Source organism: Arthrobacter sp. NPDC089319 (assembly GCF_040684925.1).
GTDB lineage: Bacteria > Actinomycetota > Actinomycetes > Actinomycetales > Micrococcaceae > Crystallibacter.
The window spans coordinates 1-19575 of record NZ_JBFBGZ010000012.1; the positions used below are offsets into that span (position 1 = coordinate 1).

18 protein-coding genes, 1 tRNA gene and 1 riboswitch are annotated in these 19575 nt (G+C 65.1%); of the genes, 6 read left to right on the forward strand and 13 right to left on the reverse strand.

Features of this window, described 5'->3' with window-relative positions; translation table 11 throughout:
* Positions 1-117: 117 nt before the first annotated feature.
* The 3 genes from AB0N75_RS15875 (at position 118) to AB0N75_RS15885 (ending at position 2867) form a co-directional block, all read left to right on the forward strand.
* The gene (locus AB0N75_RS15875; protein WP_364651852.1) at positions 118-603 is read left to right on the forward strand and encodes an SRPBCC domain-containing protein; all 486 of its coding nucleotides are present in this window, start codon (positions 118-120) and stop codon (positions 601-603) included.
* Between the two features lie 170 nt (positions 604-773).
* On the forward strand, positions 774-2138 hold the full coding sequence (locus tag AB0N75_RS15880; protein WP_364651980.1) for an FAD-binding oxidoreductase: 1365 nt from the start codon (positions 774-776) through the stop codon (positions 2136-2138).
* A gap of 108 nt (positions 2139-2246) precedes the next feature.
* A complete protein-coding gene (locus AB0N75_RS15885; protein WP_364651854.1) occupies positions 2247-2867 on the forward strand; it encodes a class I SAM-dependent methyltransferase in 621 nt (206 codons plus the stop codon).
* A gap of 6 nt (positions 2868-2873) precedes the next feature.
* On the opposite strand, the gene AB0N75_RS15890 is transcribed toward AB0N75_RS15885, so the two are convergent.
* From AB0N75_RS15890 to otsA, 4 genes are all read right to left on the reverse strand, one after another.
* Complete coding sequence (locus AB0N75_RS15890) at positions 2874-4208, reverse strand: DUF4032 domain-containing protein (RefSeq protein ID WP_364651856.1); 1335 nt, start codon at positions 4206-4208, stop codon at positions 2874-2876.
* A gap of 24 nt (positions 4209-4232) precedes the next feature.
* On the reverse strand, positions 4233-5387 hold the full coding sequence (ugpC, locus tag AB0N75_RS15895; protein ID WP_364651858.1) for a sn-glycerol-3-phosphate ABC transporter ATP-binding protein UgpC: 1155 nt from the start codon (positions 5385-5387) through the stop codon (positions 4233-4235).
* 248 nt (positions 5388-5635) lie between these two features.
* A complete protein-coding gene (gene otsB / locus AB0N75_RS15900) occupies positions 5636-6433 on the reverse strand; it encodes a trehalose-phosphatase (RefSeq protein ID WP_364651860.1) in 798 nt (265 codons plus the stop codon).
* Positions 6426-7883 carry an alpha,alpha-trehalose-phosphate synthase (UDP-forming) gene (gene otsA / locus AB0N75_RS15905; RefSeq protein WP_364651862.1) on the reverse strand — a complete coding sequence of 486 codons (1458 nt, stop codon included), beginning with the start codon at positions 7881-7883 and terminating at the stop codon, positions 6426-6428. The genes otsB and otsA overlap by 8 nt, the downstream gene beginning before the upstream one ends.
* 193 nt (positions 7884-8076) lie before the next feature.
* On the opposite strand from otsA, the gene AB0N75_RS15910 reads away from it, so the two are divergent.
* Positions 8077-8955 (forward strand): thioredoxin domain-containing protein, encoded by an 879-nt coding sequence (locus AB0N75_RS15910; RefSeq protein ID WP_364651864.1) that lies wholly within the window; start codon positions 8077-8079, stop codon positions 8953-8955.
* A 122-nt stretch (positions 8956-9077) separates the two neighbouring features.
* A tRNA-Thr gene (locus tag AB0N75_RS15915) sits at positions 9078-9151 on the forward strand.
* 134 nt (positions 9152-9285) lie between these two features.
* Here the strand turns inward: AB0N75_RS15915 and AB0N75_RS15920 are convergent.
* From AB0N75_RS15920 to AB0N75_RS15940, 5 genes are all read right to left on the reverse strand, one after another.
* Positions 9286-9549 carry an antibiotic biosynthesis monooxygenase gene (locus tag AB0N75_RS15920; protein ID WP_364651866.1) on the reverse strand — a complete coding sequence of 88 codons (264 nt, stop codon included), beginning with the start codon at positions 9547-9549 and terminating at the stop codon, positions 9286-9288.
* A 192-nt stretch (positions 9550-9741) separates the two neighbouring features.
* A complete protein-coding gene (locus tag AB0N75_RS15925) occupies positions 9742-10248 on the reverse strand; it encodes a universal stress protein (RefSeq protein WP_364651868.1) in 507 nt (168 codons plus the stop codon).
* 236 nt (positions 10249-10484) lie between these two features.
* A riboswitch (Fluoride riboswitch) is annotated at positions 10485-10557 on the reverse strand.
* 245 nt (positions 10558-10802) lie between these two features.
* Positions 10803-11135: a hypothetical protein gene (locus tag AB0N75_RS15930; RefSeq protein ID WP_364651870.1), complete on the reverse strand. Its 333-nt coding sequence runs from the start codon at positions 11133-11135 to the stop codon at positions 10803-10805.
* Between the two features lie 92 nt (positions 11136-11227).
* Positions 11228-12364: an aminopeptidase P family protein gene (locus AB0N75_RS15935; protein ID WP_364651871.1), complete on the reverse strand. Its 1137-nt coding sequence runs from the start codon at positions 12362-12364 to the stop codon at positions 11228-11230.
* A gap of 168 nt (positions 12365-12532) precedes the next feature.
* Positions 12533-13417: an HNH endonuclease family protein gene (locus AB0N75_RS15940; protein ID WP_364651873.1), complete on the reverse strand. Its 885-nt coding sequence runs from the start codon at positions 13415-13417 to the stop codon at positions 12533-12535.
* 439 nt (positions 13418-13856) lie between these two features.
* Here AB0N75_RS15940 and AB0N75_RS15945 point away from each other — a divergent pair, with 439 nt between their 5' ends.
* Positions 13857-14378 (forward strand): hemerythrin domain-containing protein, encoded by a 522-nt coding sequence (locus AB0N75_RS15945; protein ID WP_364651875.1) that lies wholly within the window; start codon positions 13857-13859, stop codon positions 14376-14378.
* A 28-nt stretch (positions 14379-14406) separates the two neighbouring features.
* On the opposite strand, the gene AB0N75_RS15950 is transcribed toward AB0N75_RS15945, so the two are convergent.
* The 4 genes from AB0N75_RS15950 to AB0N75_RS15965 all read right to left on the reverse strand — a co-directional run bounded on the left by AB0N75_RS15950 (position 14407) and on the right by AB0N75_RS15965 (position 19410).
* On the reverse strand, positions 14407-15684 hold the full coding sequence (locus tag AB0N75_RS15950; protein ID WP_364651877.1) for a CAP domain-containing protein: 1278 nt from the start codon (positions 15682-15684) through the stop codon (positions 14407-14409).
* 116 nt (positions 15685-15800) lie between these two features.
* A complete protein-coding gene (locus AB0N75_RS15955; protein WP_364651879.1) occupies positions 15801-16583 on the reverse strand; it encodes an IclR family transcriptional regulator C-terminal domain-containing protein in 783 nt (260 codons plus the stop codon).
* Between the two features lie 66 nt (positions 16584-16649).
* Positions 16650-18506, reverse strand: coding sequence for a TIM barrel protein (locus AB0N75_RS15960; RefSeq protein ID WP_364651881.1), 1857 nt, complete (start codon positions 18504-18506; stop codon positions 16650-16652).
* Positions 18507-18537: 31 nt separating this feature from the next.
* The gene (locus tag AB0N75_RS15965; protein ID WP_364651883.1) at positions 18538-19410 is read right to left on the reverse strand and encodes a shikimate dehydrogenase; all 873 of its coding nucleotides are present in this window, start codon (positions 19408-19410) and stop codon (positions 18538-18540) included.
* Positions 19411-19575: the final 165 nt, after the last annotated feature.

Below are 19575 nucleotides of genomic sequence, written 5' to 3' on the forward strand. Positions count from 1 at the left end.
GGTGTGGGAGAGTAGGTCACCGCCGGACATTCTTTACAAGGGAAGGCCCCGCCAACGACGGCGGGGCCTTCCCTTCGTTAACCCCCAAACCACCCATGCCAGACTAGGCTTGGGCGTATGAACACGTCTTTGTTCTCCCACGCCCCACGGGAGCCCGAACCAGCCAAGAGCGCGGAACCGGTGCAATGCCGCGTGACGGTCGCACGGGACAGCAGGGAAGCGTTCGAGGGGTTCACCGACCTCATCCACCTGTGGTGGCCTGTCGACAGTCATAGCGTGGCCGGCGAAGGCAGCCACGTGGAGTTCGAAGACAAGGTCCTGACTGAAACCAGCATTGAGGACGATGTTCACGTGTGGGGCGAAATCCTGGACTGGGTACCCAACAGCTACGTGCGCTTGACCTGGCATCCGGGCACGAGCCCTGCGACATCCGGTGAACTGCGCATCGACTTTACAGAAGCTGCCCCCGGCAGCACTGAAATCCATTTGATCCACTCTGGCTGGGAAAATATGTCCGACGGCCAGCAGCAGCGGTCTGTCTATGCCGAGGGGTGGCCCGAGGTGATTGGTCGCTATGTCCGATTTATGGGCGGCCCGGCATGAGCCGGGTGTGCAGACCCCCGGCGCATGTCAGTTCTCTCGTATTGCCTGCGGCACTGTGTGGCTGATCCTGGCAGACGAATAGCAGTTGCCGGTTGTTGCCGGCAGCAGATCCTCATCGGACCACCACTGGAGGCTTTGAAACCGTGACCGATTCCTTCCTTGCAGGGCTTCTGCATGACCTGCCCGCCGGTAGCGTCAGCACCGAACCGGCAGATCTGGCGGCCTGCGCCTTCGACCAAGGGCCGGTGCTCGACCATCAGCTGCCGATCGCCGTCGTGCGGGCACAAGACGTGGAGGACGTGCAGACGGTAATGCGCGCAGCCCACGCGGCCGGGGTGCCAGTGGTATGCCGGGGCGCCGGGACGGGAGTATCCGGCGGCGCGCATGCCACCGAAGGGTGTCTGGTGCTGAATCTGGAACGCATGAACCGGATTCTGGAAATCCATCCCGAGGACGAGGTCGCCCGCGTGGAACCTGGAGTGATTAACTCCGATCTGAACGCCGCGGTGGCCGAGTACGGGCTGATGTACGCACCGGACCCGGCCAGCTACCGTGTCTCCACGATCGGCGGGAATATCGCCACGAACGCGGGAGGGTTGCGTTGCGCTAAGTACGGCGTGACCCGCGAATCCGTGCTGGCGCTGGACGTGGTGCTGGCGGACGGAACCTTGATCCACACCGGCCACAGGACCTTCAAGGGGGTTGCCGGCTACGACCTGACCGCGCTGTTTGTTGGATCGGAGGGAACTCTGGGCGTAGTGGTGGGAGCGACCGTTCGATTGCGCTACCTGCCTGCCGCGGTGGAGACGGTGGCCGCGTTTTTCCCCGATGTAGCCGCTGCCGCGGCTGGCGTGCTTGCCGTGGGGCGCGCGCGGGTGCAGCCCGCGATCATGGAGCTGCTGGACGGACACACCATGGCCCAGCTAGACAAGGAGCACGGTTCCAGCTTGCGTAGTCGGGGTGCGGCGCTGCTGCTGATCCAGACCGACGGCTATGCGGCCGCGGTGGAAGCCGGCATCATCCGGGAAGTGCTCAGCGGGCTCGGCGGCGAGATCAAGGCCGCCGACGCCGCGGAGGCGGTCCGGCTGGTCGATCTTCGTCGTCACAGCCGCGGAGCCGAGGTGGACGACGATTTCCGGGTCGGCGAGGACGTGGCAGTGCCCCGATCCCAACTGGTGCACTACATCCACAAATTGCAGGAAATCGCCGAACGATACGGCGTCGGACTCAAGGTGGTGGCCCACGCCGGGGACGGCAACCTGCATCCCACTTTCTGGGTGGGCCCCGGAGAGGTGGCGAAGGTGCCGGCGCTCAACGCGGCGCAGGACGAGTCCATCGATGTAGCCTTGGCCTTGGGCGGCACGATCACTGGCGAGCACGGGGTGGGGCAATTCAAGGTGCGGTGGCTCGGCCGCGAGCAGAGCGAAGAGGTACTGGAGCTGCAGCGCCGGCTGAAGGAAGTGTTTGACCCGCAGCGGCTGCTCAACCCGGGCAAGGCCTTGCCCGAGAGCGTGGTGGAGCAGATCACGTCTTGAGCGGCCGCGGAGTCGCTGCCGCTGACGCAACCAGGCACTGGATTGCCAGACGGTCGGCTGCGGGTTGTGGCCGGCGGCAGGCGGTTGGCCCGCGCGTAGGCTAGTGCCATGAGGAAAGAGACGCTGTGGGAAGAAATGAAGCGCCAGAACCCGGGCCATTCGGCCTGGTACATCCAGCGCTTCGAACAGATGCGGGCCGCCGGCACCGACCTGCACGGTGAAGCCCGGCTGATTGATGCGATGGTGCCCCGCGGCAGCCGTATCCTCGACGCCGGATGCGGCCCGGGGCGGCTGGGCGGCGAGCTGGCCCGTCGCGGTCACACCGTGGTGGGCGTCGATGTGGATCCCGAGTTGATCGAAGCTGCCCGCAAGGACCATCCGGACTGCACCTGGCTGGTGGGCGACCTGGCCGAACTGGATCTGCCCGCCCAAGGCATCGCCGAGCCGTTCGACGTGATCGTCAGTGCCGGAAACGTGCTGACGTTCCTCGCCCCGGGCACCGCGGGTGAAGTGTTGCGGAAATTGTCCCGCCATCTGGCTCCTGGCGGCCGGCTCGTGACCGGGTTCGGGGCCGGCCGGGGCTACGACTTCGACGAGTTCTTCTCCGACGCTTCCGCCGCCGGATTGGCAGCGGACCTGCGGCTGTCCACCTGGGACCTGAGGCCCTTCACGCCGTCGTCGGACTTTCTGGTGGCGGTGTTCAGCAAGATGGCGGTGCAGCAAGCCTGAGGCGAGTCAGCCCTCGTCGGTTTCGGCTGCGTCCAAGGCCGCAGCGGTCCGCTCGTCCGGATTCAGCATGATGGCCGCCTCGTCCCGCCGGTGGCGCAACACTGAGTCGACATAGGATTGCACGGCCTCCGCCAGCGGCACGTTCCGGTCCTGGTCTTCCGAGACGTACCAACGATGCTCGAGCACCTCGTGGACCACTTCGGCCGGTTCCAGCTTTCCCGCCAGCTCGCGCGGGATGGCCTTGACGATCGGTTCAAAGACGTGGCGGACCCAGCTGTGGGCGCTGACCTCCTCGCTCTGCTCCGAATAATGGTCCGCGCGGTAGGCATCCAGATCGTTGAGCAGCCGCCGGGCCTGGTTTTCCTGGACGTCCAGGCCGGTGAGCCGGAGCAGACGGCGCTGGTGGTGCCCGGCGTCCACCACTTTGGGCTGGAGACGGATGCTGGTTCCGTCGGCTGTGCTCTTGATGGAGAACTCTTCAACGTCGAACCCGAGATCGTTCAGCCGCCGGATGCGGGCGTTGACCCGCCACCGCTCGCCAAGGTCGAACGACTCCTCGGCCGTCAGCTCCGCCCAGAGCTTTCGGTAGCTGTCCATGATCCGCTCACTGGTAGCCACCGGGTCCACTTTGTCTTCCAGCAGGCCGCCCTCGACCAAATCCATCATCTCGCCGGCGATATTCACCCGGGCTATCTCAAGGTCATGTTCCCGCTGGCCGTCGGAGAGCTGCGGGTGCAATTCACCGGTTTCGGCGTCCACCAAGTACGCCGCGAATGCGCCGGCGTCCCTGCGGAAGAGCGTGTTGGACAGTGAGACGTCGCCCCAATAGAAACCGACCAGATGCAGGCGGACCATCAGCAGCGCCTGTGCATCGATCAAGCGGGTCAGGGTCTCCCGGCGCAGGGTCTGGGAAAACAGGGCCCGGTAGGGGAGCGAAAAGCGAAGGTGCCGGGTGACCAGCACCGGTTGCAGGGCCGATCCATCGGTGCGCATTCGCCCGGTCATCACGGCTACCGGTTCCACACAAGGAATGCCCAGCCGCTGCAGTTTGCGCAGCATCTGGTATTCGTGCCGCGCCGGCTCTTCGGCGGTCTCCTTGATGGCCACCACGCCTGCACCCAGCGGAGCGAACCGGACCACGTGCCGGGACAGGCCTCGCGGCAACGCCGCCAGATTTTCAGCCGGCCAGTCTTCCAGGGCCAAATGCCATGGCAGGTCAAGAAGCCGCTCGTCGGTGGTGGCCGCGGTGATGCTCAAAGAAGCGATCGCCGCGGCCCCACCGGACAGAGCAGTGTCGGCGGTGCCCCGGACGGGGCCGCCGGTGGCGGAGTGAGCAGCCATAGTGACTACATCCTAGGCGTGGATCTAGTCGGCTGTCTTTCCGGCCTCCACCGGGGCGTTGAGGTCCTGCACTGAAGCTTCCGGAGTTCCGGGTGCATGCTCGCCCAGCCGCAGCCCGGTCTGTGTGTCGAACAGATGCACGTGGCCCTCCTTGGGGCGCACGTAGACGGTGCTGCCGGCTACCGGCGGCGTCCGTCCATCGACGCGACCGGTGATCTCGTAACGCTTGCCGTCCAGTTCGGTGTGTCCGTAAACGTAGGCATCGGCGCCGAGCTCTTCGACCACGTCCACGAACACCGCAAGGCCGTGGTTGTCCGGGGCCCGCTCCAGGTCCTCCGGACGGACGCCCAGCGTCACCGTGCTGCCGTGCGCTTCGCCGAGCAGGTCCCGCGGCACCGGATAGGTCATGCCGCCGAACTGGACACCGCCGTCGGTCACTGGCAGTTCCAGCAGGTTCATGGCGGGGGAGCCGATGAAGCCGGCCACGAATACGTTCGCCGGCCGGTCGTAGAGGGCGCGCGGGGTATCCACCTGCTGCAGGACGCCGTCCTTGAGCACGGCAACGCGGTCGCCCATGGTCATGGCTTCCACCTGGTCATGGGTGACGTAGACGGTGGTGACGCCCAGCCGGCGGGTCAGCGAGGCGATCTGGGTGCGGGTCTGCACACGCAGCTTGGCGTCAAGGTTGGAGAGCGGTTCGTCCATCAGGAACACCTGCGGGTTGCGCACGATCGCCCGGCCCATGGCCACACGCTGGCGCTGGCCGCCGGAGAGGGCCTTGGGCTTGCGGTCCAGATACTCTTCCAGATCCAGCAGCTTGGCGGCCTCGCGGACCCGCTCGGCACGTTCTTCCTTGGACACGCCGGCGATCTTCAGGGCGAAGCCCATGTTGTCGGCCACGGACATGTGCGGGTAGAGCGCGTAGTTCTGGAACACCATCGCGATGTCGCGGTCCTTGGGCGGTACGTCGGTCACGTCCCGGTCGCCAATCAGGATCCGCCCGGCATTGACGTCTTCGAGGCCGGCCAGCATCCGCAGCGAAGTGGACTTGCCGCAGCCGGACGGGCCGACCAGAACCAGGAACTCGCCGTCGGCAATCTCCAGATTGAGGCTGTCCACCGCGGGCTTCTCGGTGCCCGGGTACAGCCGAGTGGCATGATCGAACGTTACCGTTGCCATAATGATTTTCCCTTCACGGGCAGGTACGTGCCCGACGATCCGTAGTGATGGGTGAATATTCAGTTTCCAAGCGGCTCGCCGCGCCCACAGAGTGAGGCGGCTCACGCCCCTTAGTATGCCACGGCTGTCAAAGCACCCAGCGAAGCACCGCTGGAGAGCCGGTGTCGCCGCATCGCCTGCCCAGCTTGCCGGTTCAAGCCGACACCGGGGCGCGGAGCTACGGCTGCCCGGAGTACAGTTGCCCGGCGCTACACCCGCAGCGCAGCCGCGCGGAGATCGGCCAGTTGAGCCAGCGCGGCGGCGAACGCCTGCGGCGACTCCACCCGGTATTGCGCCGCCGTGGCGCCCGGCCCCACCTTGACGCCGACGTCGGTATCCCGAAGGACGGCGAAGGCGTGCTCGTCGGTGACGTCGTCGCCGGCGAAGAAAACGGCGGTGGCGCCGGTGAAAGTGCGCAGCAGGCCGATGCCCTGGCCCTTGTCCGCACTGAGCACCGACGTCTCCAGCACGCGCTTGCCGTCGCTGACCTGCAGCCCGGGGATCTCCTGCAGCGCGGTCCTAGCCTGCTCGGTGGCTGCCGCCGCAACTTCATCGGCGGCGGTACGGGTATGGAGCACGACGCCGGCCGGCTTGGCTTCCAGCCGCGTGCCCGGGTGGGCGGCCACAACCTTTTCAACGACGGCGGTGGCGGCTGCCAGCGCTTGCTGCTGGGGCTCGTCCAACACCAGCGGCGGGCTGTCCGGGCCGGTGAAGACTTCGCCGCCGTGGGAGCCGATCAGCAGGGTCCGGGCGTCGGGGCCGGCCACGGTGCGCAGGCTGGCCAGCGCCCGGCCGGAGATGAAGGCGGTGGACGTCCGCGGCAGGTCAGCCAACGCGGCGACGGCAGCGGCCGAGTCCGGCAGCGGCCGGGCATCCTCGGCCCGCGGCACGATCGGTGCCAGCACGCCGTCGAAATCCAAGGCGACGAGAAGTATCTCCGCTCCGGCCAGATTCTCCAGTGCGGCGCGCAGTTCCGCCGGGACGGCGCCGGGGCCCTGCTCAGTCACGGGTGCCCGCGTTCTCCAGCGCCTTCAGGAACGAGCGCGACCAATGCTCCACGTCGTTCTGCAGGATCTGCCGGCGCATGGCCCGCATCCGGCGGCTTGCCTCGGCGGGCGGCATGTTGACCGCCCGGACAATGGCTTCCTTGAGCCCGTCGATGTCGTGCGGGTTGACCAGAATCGCCTGCTTGAGCTGGTCGGCGGCACCGGCGAACTCGCTGAGGACCAGTGCCCCGTCCGTTTCCTTGCGGGAGGCAACGTATTCCTTGGCCACCAGGTTCATCCCGTCGCGCAACGCCGTCACCAGCATCACGTCGGCCGCCAGATAGAGCGCCACCATCTCCTCCACCGGATAGCTGTGGTGCAGGTAGCGGATGGCGGTGTTCTCCAGCGTGTCGAACGTTCCGTTGATCCGGCCGACGGCCCCTTCGATTTCCTCCCGGAGCAGCCGGTAGGATTCCACCCGTTCGCGGCTGGGCGAGGCTACCTGGATCAGCACCGCGTTCTCCACGTCCACCTTGCCGTCCTCGAGCAGCTCGCCGTAGGCCTTGATCCGGTGCCCGATGCCCTTGGTGTAGTCCAGCCGATCCACGCCGAGCAGCACGGTGTCCGGGTCGCCCAGTTCGTGCCGGATCTGTTCCGACCGGGCAATCACGTCCGGCCGGTGGGCCAGTTCGCTGATGTGCTCCACGTCGATGGAAATCGGGAAGGCGCCGGCCCTGCAGAGGCGGACACCGCCGTCGTTGTTTTCCACTTGCACCTGCTGCTGACGCACATTGAAACCGCTGAAGCGGCGCACACAGCGCAGGAAGTTGCTGGTGTCGCTGGGCCGTTGGAAACCCAGCAGATCGGCGCCGAGCAGTCCGTCGATCACCTGCCGGCGCCACGGGAGCTGGGCGAAGATCTCCAGCGGCGGGAACGGAATATGGTTGAAGAAGCCGATCCGCAGGTCCGGCCTTGCCTCGCGCAGCAGCTTGGGAACCAGTTGCAGCTGGTAGTCCTGCACCCAGATGGTGGCGCCCTCGGCGGCGATTGCTGCCGTGGCCTCGGCAAAGCGCCGGTTGACCGTCTTGTAGCACTCCCACCACGTGCGGTGGAATTCCGGTGCGGCGGTCACGTCGTGATAGAGCGGCCAGAGCGTGGCGTTGGAAAAGCCCTCGTAATACAGCTCAACGTCGTCGGCGCTGAGGGCCACCGGCACCAGATGCATATTGTCGTGGTCGAACGGCTCTACTTCCTGGTCCGGGACACCTGGCCAGCCCACCCAGGCACCCTCGGTCTTGGCCATCACCGGCGCCAACGCCGTAACCAGTCCGCCGGGCGACCGGCGCCACTCGCCCTGCCCGTCCTCGTCGATGGTGTGGTCCACCGGCAGCCGATTGGAGACGACGATCAGGTCGTACTCACCATACTGGCGTCCTTCTGCGTCCTTGCCGTTCTGAGCGGAATTCGCCAATTGACTCTCCTTTGTGTGAAGTCGTCCTGAAGATGACCTTATAAGGAATGGAAACCTGTGGCTTCCCCGGATCGTTCCCACAAGTACAAACGTGAACGCGGCCACTGATGCCGCCCGAACGTTGAAGTTGCAACTAAACTGGTGCTGATGTGCCCTGCCCCGGGCGAAGCAGACTGACAAGACGCGAGGATTCATGGCTCACCAAAACAGCCCTAAGCCGACCAAGGCCGAGCGCACCGCAGCGGCCCGCGACAAGGCCCGCCAGATGCGCGAGGCACAGCAGAAGCGGGAAAAGCGCAATTCGCTGCTGGTCAAGGGCGGGGTGGTGGTCGCCGTACTGGTGATTATTGGTGTGATTGCCGCGGTGGTGATCACCAACCAGCGCGGTCAGATTGCCGACGCCGGTGCTGCGCCGGCTCACGGCAACGCCTTCGGCGGCATCACCGTCACTCAGGACGGGCTGGCGGACACCGATCCCGTCCAGGTGGATGTGGCGAACATCCCCGCGCCCGCCTCTGCCGAGGGCGACGTGATTGTGCCGGGCGGTGTGGCCGCCGCGCCCAAGGGCGAGCCCGCCAGCATCGTGATGTACGTGGACATGGGCTGCCCCGTCTGCAAGAGCTTTGAAGGCCAGTACGGCGGGTATCTCACCGACCTCACCTCCTCCGGCGACGCAACCGTCGAGTACCGGGTGGCGACCTTCCTTGACCGGGTGTCCACCACCAACTACTCGTCCCGTGCTGCCAATGCCGTGGCCTGTGTTGCCGACTCCAACCCCGAGGTCTTCAACGACTACGTGACGCAGCTGTTCGCCCAGCAGCCCGCCGAAGGTGGGGCCGGACTGGACAACGCCACCCTGGCCAGCATTGCCGAAACCGCCGGAGCCACCGATGTATCCTCCTGCATTGACGACGGCGAATTCCGTCCCTGGGCCAAGTTCGTGAACCAGACCTTCTCCGAGTATCAGGTGGGCGGCACGCCGACGGTCTACGTGGACGGGAAGAAGTGGGACCCGAACACTGACAACGACTTCCAGCAGTTCGCCCAGGGCGTCATCGACGCCCGCGCCTAATCCATTCGCCGCGCCGGTGCCCGGCGCGGCAGGCGGCGGCTCCCGAGTTTCACGCGGAGCCGCCGCCTGGGCTAACCTTATCTAGCCGGTTTTGTCCGGCACGCTGGTCCGCGGGCCAGCTCGCCTCCTTAGCTCAGTTGGCCAGAGCACCTGTCTTGTAAACAGGGGGTCGCCGGTTCGAATCCGGCAGGGGGCTCCGCTGCCCCTTCTGACTTGGCACAGCCAGTCGGGAGGGGTTTTCTCACGCTCGGGGCGGCATGAGCGGCACGTGCTTGCTGAAATAGCCGCGGTCAAGCGCCGTTTTGGGAAACAGGGTGGGGACGACTCTGCCTAGGCCGTCACCTTGTTTACCAGTTCGTGCTTCTCCGGGATGACTTGCACCGGCAGGTTTGGCTTGACGTTGTTTTCGAACCACGCATCGTGTTGTTCGTCGCTATCCCAAATCTCCACAACGCTCATTCCGTCTTCATGCTCCCAAGCATAGTGAGCGATGAATCCGGGAGCAGCCTTGAGCTTGTCGGTGAGAACGGCGGCGAGTCCTTCATATTGCTCCCGGGTCAAATCGGTCACGTGGCTTTTGGTCAGGACGACCATGGCGGGCTCCTCCATATGCGGCTGCAGGCCGGGCGGATGGATCCCGCGGACAGGGCCGGCACAGGCTGAGTTTACGCCCGCCGAAACTCTACTGACAGGGGCGGGAAAGGCCGTGGAGTCCCGCAGGTCCTGCCGTGCCCCGGTGAGTAGCAAGCACATTGGCGGCCGCGGTTTCTTAGGTTTCTCCACTCGCTACTCAAAGGGGCGGGGATCGAGCGGGACAATCAGCACAGGCCGGTGCTGATGGTGGGCCAGATGAACGGCGACGGACCCGACAAGTACTTCCTCGATGGCGTGCACAATTCCCGGTTCGCGCGTTCCCACGACGATCATTGATGCGCCAATTGCATCTGCGGCATCAGCCAAGGCGCGCGCGGGGTCACCAGCAAAGGTTCGGAATGACCATGTCACCCGGCGGTCTGTTAGAGCCTCGGACACACTGGCCTGGATCTCTTCGGCGGTTCGTTCCACGTAGCTGAAGTCACCGTCGGGATCGATCGGCAATAGAACCCGGGACCCGTCCGGCAGGGTCTCCTCATAGGTGGAGACGTCTACGTGCACGCACGCCAAATCCACTCCAAGTTCGGCGGCCAGGACCGCTGCCCGCTGCACCACGGCCGCCCGTTGCCCCGGTATGACCCCGACCAAGACGGGGCCCGTGACAGGCCGCGGGGCGTCTGAACTATTTTCAACAGCCATTCCTGCCTCCGGCTTGCGCACAGTTACGGTAGTCCCGCCGCCCGACAGCGCCCCTGAGTGCTGCTCGGGTGACCGCCGGATAGTGGATTGTTGGGCGGAGGAGTTCCGTTGCTGCGGGAACAGGGAGCGGAGACAGGCCAAGGCCACCCTACGGTATGTGGGCAGCGAGCGGTACGCCGAAGGAGAGGTGAAACTCTGGATTCTGGGAGCCTCTGACATGATTCACCTACCTTTCTCGAAAGGTAGGAATCATCAGCCAGACGGCGGTTTGAGCTGCAAGCTCCGGCGGGATCCATCACCGTGCCTCTATTTTATCGCCGTTCCACGTGCGACGACCCTGAGCCGGCCGGACAAATTTTCGGGCTGGAACTAGTCGAACTGACGTCTACTCGTCGTTCCTGCACCCAGAGACGGCATCGCCAAAGACCGGGGTGATCGAGATTTTGACCGCTGGAGTGCACGCTGCAGCGCAGCTAACGCTAGGAGACGATCGCCATCTCACATGGGGCCTCGTCGAGTCGGCGCCCGCCATCCTCATTGACCGTGACAGTGAGTCAGCCGCCGACGGCCGAACCAGTTCCCCACAGCGGGTAAGTCGCCAGCACCGTCGCGATAAGCGCCAGTGACGCGGCGGCAAGCGCAACTTCTGCCCTGGACACCGCACGCCGAGACAGTACCCGCCGGGCGAGCAGAACGGCATATCCTCCGCCGACGATCGCGGACCAGGCGAGAAGCACCCAGCCCATCAGCCAGCCGACGACGAACACGTCTTCCGCGGCTTGGCTGTGGAATCCGACGGCATCGCCTACGCCGAAACAGGCCGCGGCGCCGGCAGCCAGCGCGAGTGCGAACACCGGCACCGTCGCGTGCGGCTGACGTTGCTCCATGCGGAGAATCTATTCTCCAGGGGGAGGTATGACAACAAGAACTTAACGCGCTCCGAGGAAACCTTGAGGCCATGCAGCCTGACGGAGTACGGCTACGAAACGATCGCCATCTCGTGCGGGGTCTGGTTGAGCCTGCGCCCGCCATCCTGAGTGACCGTGACGATGTCCTCGATGCGGACTCCGAATCGGCCGGGGAGGTAGATGCCTGGCTCAATCGAGAAGCACATGCCGGGCTGGAGGAGGTGGGTTTCGCCTTCCACCATGTACGGCGGTTCGTGCGTGGTGAGACCGATGCCGTGACCTGTGCGGTGGATGAAGTACTCGCCGTAACCGGCTTCGGTAATCACGGCTCGGGGGACGCGGTCGATCTCCTGGCACTCGATGCCGGGCTGCACCGCCTCAAAGCCTGCCTGTTGTGCTCGGCGAACGACGTCGTGCACCTCGCGTTCCTCCTCGGTGGGCTCGCCGACGTGAACGGTCCGGGTGGTGTCCGACCCATAGCCCTGCTTGAGGCCGCCGAAGTCGAGGACCACCATGTCGCCGTTCTCAATGACCCGGTCACCGATCTCATGGTGGGGGTTTGCTCCGTTCGGGCCCGAGCCCACAACCGTGAAGTCGACCTGCGAATGTCCGAACTGCCGCAGTAGCTCGGCCAGGTCCGCGCCCAAGTCCGTCTCACTCCGGCCAGCGAACCGGACTTTGAGGATCTCCTCGTATGTTCGGTCAGCGGCCGCGCCGGCAGCGGCCAGCCGGCGCACCTCGTCGGCGTCCTTGATTGCTCGCAGCATGGGGAGCGCTGTAGTCATCGACACGTACGACGACGCCAGTTGGTCCTGTAAGCCGAGCAGGTGCATGGCCCATGCCGAATCCGATACAGCGTACCTCCCGGCAGCGTCGAGGAGCTTCGCCGTCGCCTCGTAGGGATCGCTTCCGTCAGTCCAATCGAGCAGCTGGAAAGTGGACGCGCCGGGTGCGTTCTCCGCATCGGGCCGTTCCAGCTTCGGAACGATCATGGCCGGCTCACCGTGCGCGGGTATGACCAGCATGGTGATGCGCTCGGTGATCGCTACCGGAGCGTAGCCGGTCAAGTAGAGGAGGTCCGGCCCCGGCGTCAGCAGCAGGCCTGCGAGCCCGGCGTCCTGCGCGGCCCGGGCTGCTCGTTGCTGCCGCGTGGCGAAGTCATCGGCGGTGAATGGGACCGGTTCAGCAGTGCTGCTCTGCTCAGCCACGGCTGCCTCCATCGACAGGTCGGTGAGAACAGGTTCATTAAGCGCCGCACGGAGCCGAAGTGGCAAGGGGCAGCCCACAAGACCACCCGGAGCGGGTGAGGCTGGACCGTTGACTCTTGAAAGAGGAGGTCCCTCCGGACTGGGCCGGTGGGACCCCCTTACAGGCCGTCAGACCCGCCAGCGCAGTCGGCTGTCCGTGGACGAAGTCTTGCAGGTGTAGGTCTTGCCTTTGGCGCTGACGCCCTTGTGTCCCTTGACCGATGTGGCGCAGTAGGCGCCCGGTGTCACGTTCTTGAGAGTCTTGGCCGGGGTGTTGCTCTTGGTTGGAGACTTGGGCGTCGAGGCTTTGCCTGCGGGCTTGATGGTGGTGACCTTCACGACCTTCTGGCCGGGGCACGAGGCGAGGACCCGCTTCATCGCAGCTTTTTCGGCAGAGGTTACCGACAGCGCGTATTTTTTCTTTACCGCGATCTGGGTGGCTACGTAAGTGCACCTGAAGGCCTTGTTTTTGGGTAGCCAGGCGCTGGCCTCCCGGTCGCCCTTGGCACGGTTGGCGGAGGCATCCACGGCGCGCAGGTTCAGCGGGTCGTTGGCGAACGCGGTGCGCTGGGTGGTGGAGAGCTTCTGTGCACCGGACACCCATCCCTGGCCGAGGGCGACGACGTGGTCGATGTCCACCTTGTTGCCGCCGCGGACGTGTCTGATGGTCTTGCCCGTGTAGGGGTCTTTCAGCGTCCCGGAAGCGATGACGCAATTGCGGGTGCCGGGCTTGAAACGGTCCTTGGTGAGGTCGCGCTTGAGGATGTCATTGCGCGCGTCGCAGCCGTTACGGTCGGGGTCCTTCCAGCCGTTGCCGAACTTGGCCCGAGAGTAACCGGTCTTGGCGGCCTTGCCCTTGACCGGGAGGGTGTTCAACACCGAGGAAGCGCTCACCGTGGCCTTCGGGCTCGCGGCCTCGACCGGAGTCGCGGCGGAGAAGCCCCCGAATACGAGGGCCCCGGCTGTCGCGATGGCGGCCAGCGGCCGGCCCAGACGGTTAGTCAACGTATTCATCATTCCCCCAGATGTCCGGCGGGACTCCGGACGGATTTCAGTGTGCGTTGGCCGGAATGATCCTCCACGGACTTTTCGCCACTTTGGGAACAATCCGTGATCGGACCAGGAAGCAGGGCATCCATTCCCCGCTGCCTTTAGCTATCGTCGGCTGAGTCAACCAGGTTAGGTGTGTGCGGTCTGTTCGACCGCTCCTTTTGTTTCAGCAGAAAGGCACCCTGCTGGACATCGTCGGTTTCCTTTTGGCACGTGACGGCATCGCCCGGCTGGGGTTGTTCGGCGGGTTCCTAGCTAGCCCGGCAGACTGTCCAGGGAGAACGCGCCGATGGATCCGGGCACGGCCATTGCATGCAACCGGCCCTCGACAGGCTCGTGGTCGACGTCGACAATGGACGAACCCAGCCTTTCGAGCTGCGGGCCACCTCAACCCGAGGAGCAGATGGTGATCGAGACCAATGTTGAGGCAGAGAACGCGGCCATGGCGGCGATGGTGGGCCATCACACCGAACTGGTGGCGCGGGTGCAGGCGACGACGGCGGAGCTCACGCGGGCCATCGACATCGGTGACGAGGATACCGCCTACAACGCGCACGGCATCCTGCTGGAGTGGGGAGAACGGGAAATGCTGCCGCATGCTGCGGCGGAAGAGGCCCAGCTATACGGTCCGGCCGGAGCAAGGGTGGAAGCCCGACTGCTGGTGGATGCGCTGACCGCCGACCACCAGGAGTTGGCCGCGCTGTTGGACGAGCTTCGGGGAGCCGCCGGAATCGAGGCTGCCACCGTTGCGTCGTCGTTGTCCCGTGTGTTCGCCCTGCACATCGAGAAGGAGAACCGCGTGCTGCTGCCCTTCATCGCCCGGACTCCCGATCTGTCTTTGTCCGCAGCGGTCGAAGGGCTGGTGGAACTGGTCGGCGATACCCATGTGCACGCGCCGGATGAGAGCAGGCATGCCCACGGCTAATCGAGGTGTCCCGGACCTCGTGCGGGCGTCAACTCCCGATGGTCAAGGTCTCCCAGCCGCCGAGCCCAATGACCGCACGCTTGCCTAGCTTGTTGGCCAGGATCGGGTAGTGATACAGGTTGCCCCGGCTATCCCGGGCCAGCAGCCCGGTTTTGCCGTCGCCGAGATGGTTCTGGATCATCGACAAGTGCTTCATCGCGGTCCAGCCTGAGGTGCTGATGATCCGCCGGGACTCGGAGACAAACTTCCCGGCGCCATTGGAGCGGTACAGCTTGAGCTGGCCCTTGGTCGTCTTGGCGACCACGTCCATCTTCGCGTCGCCGTCGACGTCGGCGGAGAAGATCGACAAAGACTTCCAACCGGACCCCAAGTACTTACGGCTGCCGTGCTTGAGCCCAGCGGGGTTCGAGTAGTGGTACAACTTGCCGTTAACCGTGTTGCGGGCCAGTAGCGTTGGATACGTGTCGGCCTGTTTCCAGGCGGTGACGGTGACGTCGTAATTGCCCCAGCCGGAGGAGCCGATGGTGGCAGCTTTCTGCAGGCCGCCGGTCGCCTTCCCGAAGTGGGCGGTGAGCTTTCCGGACTTCCACCGGACAACCACATCCAGTACACCGTCCGCGTTCCAATCGGCTACCTCAACTTGGGCCACACCCTTGAACCCGTTCGCGACGTAACGGCGCTTGTAGAGGTCATGGCCCTTGGCCGAGTCGTAGACGTAAAGGTTTCCGCCGGAATCAACGGCGGCGATGTCCCCGTGCTGGAAGCTGGCCCTGACCATGCCCGGGTGCGGCGGCAGTTTGGCCCTCGTGGATGCGTAGCCGGCGATGTTCGCCACCGCCACCGTCATCCCGTACCAATCCTTGTGCGTGGTCTTGATGTAGCCGATGCCGATGTCCGTTGCGTTGGGACTGAGCAGGCCGGCGCGGTGGGCGGGGGAGTCCATCCACCAGTCCACAACGTTTCGGGCGGAGTGATTGATGGCGATGTTCTCGGTATACCAGTCGAAGCCGCGGGGGATTTCCTTGCTGCCGTAACCGGACCGGTGGATCTTCTCCATGTCCAGCTTGTTCTTGTTGATCCGGGTGTTTAGTTCCTCGGACCACTGCTGTGCAACATTGCCTGCATTCTGGTTCCAGACCACCGGCGACAACCCGTTCTGCGCGCGGTACAGGTTAGTCAACCGGAGCACTTCGGCCACGAACGGATCCTTGGCGGTCCGGGTTTCGGCCGAGGCCGGTGAAAGCCCGCTAAAGGCCAGGGCCAGCAGCAGGACTACAGCGATGAATGGTTTTATGGAGGCGCGCACCCATTCAGGGTAAACCGTTCACCGGACCCCGCGGCACCCCTGCGGCGGCTACGTGGTTCGGTCAGGGGAAGATTAGCTCCGAGGTGGGCTCGGAGTCGGCAACAACAGCCCCCGGCTCAAGCCCGGCGGCCGCCGAAATCGTCGGCTATCCGTTCGGCCGCCTGCTGCAGGCGGGGCAGGACAGCCTGCGTGATCGTGTCCTCCGGTCCGCGGTGCGTCTGCAGCGATACATTGAGGGCGGCTATGAGGTCGCCGCCGCGCCGGACCGGGACGGCAAGCCCACGTAGCCCGTCGTCCAGCTCACGGGAGACCAAGGACCAGCCGCGTTCGGCCGTGCGCTCGACCTCGGTGCGCAGCGCCTCGATGCTGCTGACGGTGTGCTCGGTGAACTGGGTGATTTCGATGCGGTCGAAGAAGGCATCGCGGCTCGCTTCCGGCAGCCCCGCCACCAGCACGCGGCCCATGGACGTGGCCCAAGCAGGGAAGCGGGTCCCGACGTTGACCGAGACACGGAGCATCCGCGGTGCCAGCACACGTGAAATATAGACCACGTCCGTGCCGTCCAGAATGCATAAGGACGTGGTCTCGTCGAGATCTACCGCCAATTGCTTCAAGTGCGGTTCCGCAATCTGCGGAAGCGTCAGGCTGGACAGGAAGGAGGCCCCGATATCCAGCGCGCGTGGCGTCAATTCGAAGGTGTTCCCGTCCGACCGCAGATAACCCAGATCGGTCAGCGTGAGCAGGAACCGCCGGGCAGCGGCACGGCTCAGGTCGGCCTTGGCCGCGGCGCGGGTGATGGTCAGGCGCGGTTCGTCGGAGCTGAAAGCCAACAGCACGCCCAGGGTCTTTTCGGCAGACTTGACCCAGTAGGCCGGTGCAGTGTCTTCCTGCAACTCCATGACCATTCCTTTCCCCTTGACTTGCGTGGACGGCATTGTCCACGGCGGCGGGCAATGCCAGTGATTCTAGCCGTTCTTGCTCAGACGATACTGGGCGGAGAGGCGAACCGGTGCATTCGGTGCACCGTAGCCGTCATAGCCATGACGGCGTTCGACGACCTCGAAGAAGACGCTCCCGGCGGTTGCCGTGTAGAAGTGGACGAACTCGCCTGCCTGATCGCGGTCGTAGAGCAGGTTCAGTTGCTGCAGCGTGGCCAAGTACTTCGGATCCAGACGGAAGCGAGCCTGCAGATCGGCGTAGTAATTCGCCGGAATCTTCAGGAACTCCAGCCCGCTGGCCACGGCATTGCGGGCCAGCGTGACCACGTCCGTGCAGGCGAAGGCGATGTGCTGCGGGTACGCCGACGCCGCCGATGGGCCGGGCTGCTCCATCACCAGCGGCGCGATGTTCAGCGCGAGCCGGACCTTGCCGTCGTCCGTACGCATGACTTGGCTGCGCACCAGGCCGACGGGACTGGGCACTTCGGTAGAGGGCCGCGGAGCGAGCGAGAGGGTGCTCTCGTAGAACAGCACGCTCTCGTCGAAGTGCTGCCATGGCTGCGCCAAGTTGACGTGGTCAATGCCCGTGATCAACTCCGGCCCCGGCCCCGCGGCACCGTCGCCGACGAATTCCTCCGTCCAGGCTGAGGTGCCGTCCTCGGTTGCCTCACACAAGAAGATCTCGGTGGAGTCGGGGGCCTTGACGGCCTGCAGCACGGCTTCGTTGGCCTGGCTCTGCCGTGGAACCGCTTCCGCCTTGAGCTGGAGGGCACGGGAAGCGGCAATCAACGGGTCTTCGACGTCGAACGCCAGCGCGGCGATGGTCGGCTCCAGTCCGCGCGCCTGCTGCTCGTTGACGATGATCCGGGCCCGGCCCTGGGTCCATAGCTGCACCGGCTTGGTGCGGTGCCGGCCACGAAAGGCGAAACCCAGTTGCCGCAGCAGCTGCTGGACCTGATCGGTGTCTTCCGCCTTCACCTCGGCGAAGTTGAAGCCCGTCGGCTCGGCGACCCGGGGCAGTGTTGCCAGCTCCATCGGGAACTTCGCGTCCGGCCCGTCGGTCTCCTGCAGATGCACGGAGGTCTGCTCTTCAAGCCAAATCAGCGAACGCATGGCGTCGACCGCGGTGCGTTCCTCGTCGGCCTGGCGGAAGACGTCGTTGAAGATCTCCAGCGAGACCGGGCCGTTGTAGCCACTGCGCACCAGATGGCCCATGAACTTGTCGAGTTCCCAAGCGCCCTCGCCCGGGAAGACCCGGTAATGCCGGCTCCAGGACAAGATATCCATGCTCAGCTCGGGTGCGTCGGCCAGTTGGACGAAGAAGATTTTCTCGGCCGGGATTTTCTCGATCCCGGCCGGGTCCCAGCCGCGGGACAGGATATGGAAGCTGTCCAGGCAGGTGCCGATGTTTGGATGGGCAGCCAACTCAACAATGCGCATGGCATGTTCGAAGTCGTTGACGAATTTCCCCCATGCAAGGGCCTCATAGGCAATCCGGATCCCGTAGCGTGCGGCCAGGTCGCCGAGCTGGCGCAGCTGGGCGGCGGCCAGCTCGTCGTCGTTGTGGAAGGCGGTGGCCACGTTGCTGCACAGCAGCATCAGGTCCATGCCCAGTTCGTTCATCAGGCGGAACTTCGCCTCGGCACGGTAGAGGTTGTCGGCCAGCAGCTCCTCGGGCACTCCTTCGAAGTCCCGGAACGGCTGGTAGAGATCGAGGGTGAGGCCCAGCTCGGCCGCCAGCGAACGGATCTCGCCGGGGCTGTAGGGGGAGACCAGCAGGTCCTGTTCGAAGATCTCGATGCCGTCGAAACCCGCGTTGGCGCAGGCATGCATCTTTTCTTCCAGCGTTCCGCTGAGGCAGACGGTGGCGATGGAGGTTCGCAAGGAATGACCTTTCCTGCAGCTAAGGCAGCCGTTACCGGCCTTGGGCGAGGAGTTCGAGGAAATGTGCGCGCATCCGGGCAGGATCCGGTTCCAGTCCGGTGATGAAGCGGAAGGCATCGACGGCCTGGCCCACGGCCATGTGGCCGCCGTCAAGCACCCGGCAGCCCCTGGCCGTGGCGGCGGCGATCAGCTCGGTCTCCACCGGGCGGTAGATCACGTCCGACACCCAGTGGCGGGGCTGGAGCAGGGCGGGGTCCAGCGGCAGGCCCGGGTGGCTGTGCATGCCGACCGGGGTGGCGTTGAGGACCCCGTCGGCGGCCGCGAGCACGTCCGGCAGCTGGTCCATGGGCGCGACCGCCACTTCCTGTTCCGGGAAGAGCGCGGCCAGGGCGTCCCGGCGTTCTGCGGCCCGGCGGGGGTCGAGATCGATCAGCGTCAGCCGCTGCAGCCCCTTCTTTAGCAGGGCATAGGCGACGGCGGAACCGGCCCCGCCGGTGCCCAGCTGTACGACCGCGCCGAGCTCCGCGTCCGGCAGGCCCTGTTCCATCCCCCTGCTGAAGCCCGAGAAGTCCGTGTTGTGGCCGATGAACTTTCCGTCCCGGATCACCACGGTGTTGACGGCGCCCAAGCGCCGGGCGTCGTCGGAGACGTCATCCAGATGCTCCAGCACCAGTTGCTTGCACGGGTGGGTGATGTTGAATGCGTTATAACCCAGGTCGCGGCCCTGGTGCAGCAGTTGGCCCACCTGGTCGCCCGGCCGGTTGATGACGGAGAGGTCAATGGGCCGGTACAGGTAACGGATCCCGTGCTGGTCCGCCTCGCGTTCGTGCATCGGGGGAGTGAGGGAGGCTGTAATGCCTTCACCGATCAGGCCGACCAGATAGGACTCCGCTACGGTGCTCATGAAGAAACCCTTCGTTCGATTACTGCACAATTGTACGCATATCGCACAGGGTGACAAGGGCCCACTGGGCAAAGCCCGGCGTCAGTACATCTTGTGCTCCCGCTGTGAGGTGCGCTACGTTGTATTGCGTTCGATGAGTGCACAACCGTGCGCATAACGCACAAG

What these genes read in the sequence shown, in the direction of transcription:
- AB0N75_RS15920 (WP_364651866.1), bottom strand. Translation starts at nt 9,549, where the DNA reads ATGGTCGTCCTGACCAAAAGCCACGTGACCGATTTGACCCGGGAGCAA.
- AB0N75_RS15940 (WP_364651873.1), bottom strand. Translation starts at nt 13,417, where the DNA reads ATGAATACGTTGACTAACCGTCTGGGCCGGCCGCTGGCCGCCATCGCG.
- ugpC (WP_364651858.1), bottom strand. Translation starts at nt 5,387, where the DNA reads ATGGCAACGGTAACGTTCGATCATGCCACTCGGCTGTACCCGGGCACC.
- AB0N75_RS15930 (WP_364651870.1), bottom strand. Translation starts at nt 11,135, where the DNA reads ATGGAGCAACGTCAGCCGCACGCGACGGTGCCGGTGTTCGCACTCGCG.
- AB0N75_RS15885 (WP_364651854.1), top strand. Translation starts at nt 2,247, where the DNA reads ATGAGGAAAGAGACGCTGTGGGAAGAAATGAAGCGCCAGAACCCGGGC.
- AB0N75_RS15945 (WP_364651875.1), top strand. Translation starts at nt 13,857, where the DNA reads ATGGTGATCGAGACCAATGTTGAGGCAGAGAACGCGGCCATGGCGGCG.
- AB0N75_RS15925 (WP_364651868.1), bottom strand. Translation starts at nt 10,248, where the DNA reads ATGGCTGTTGAAAATAGTTCAGACGCCCCGCGGCCTGTCACGGGCCCC.
- AB0N75_RS15910 (WP_364651864.1), top strand. Translation starts at nt 8,077, where the DNA reads ATGGCTCACCAAAACAGCCCTAAGCCGACCAAGGCCGAGCGCACCGCA.
- AB0N75_RS15955 (WP_364651879.1), bottom strand. Translation starts at nt 16,583, where the DNA reads ATGGAGTTGCAGGAAGACACTGCACCGGCCTACTGGGTCAAGTCTGCC.
- AB0N75_RS15965 (WP_364651883.1), bottom strand. Translation starts at nt 19,410, where the DNA reads ATGAGCACCGTAGCGGAGTCCTATCTGGTCGGCCTGATCGGTGAAGGC.
- AB0N75_RS15875 (WP_364651852.1), top strand. Translation starts at nt 118, where the DNA reads ATGAACACGTCTTTGTTCTCCCACGCCCCACGGGAGCCCGAACCAGCC.
- AB0N75_RS15890 (WP_364651856.1), bottom strand. Translation starts at nt 4,208, where the DNA reads ATGGCTGCTCACTCCGCCACCGGCGGCCCCGTCCGGGGCACCGCCGAC.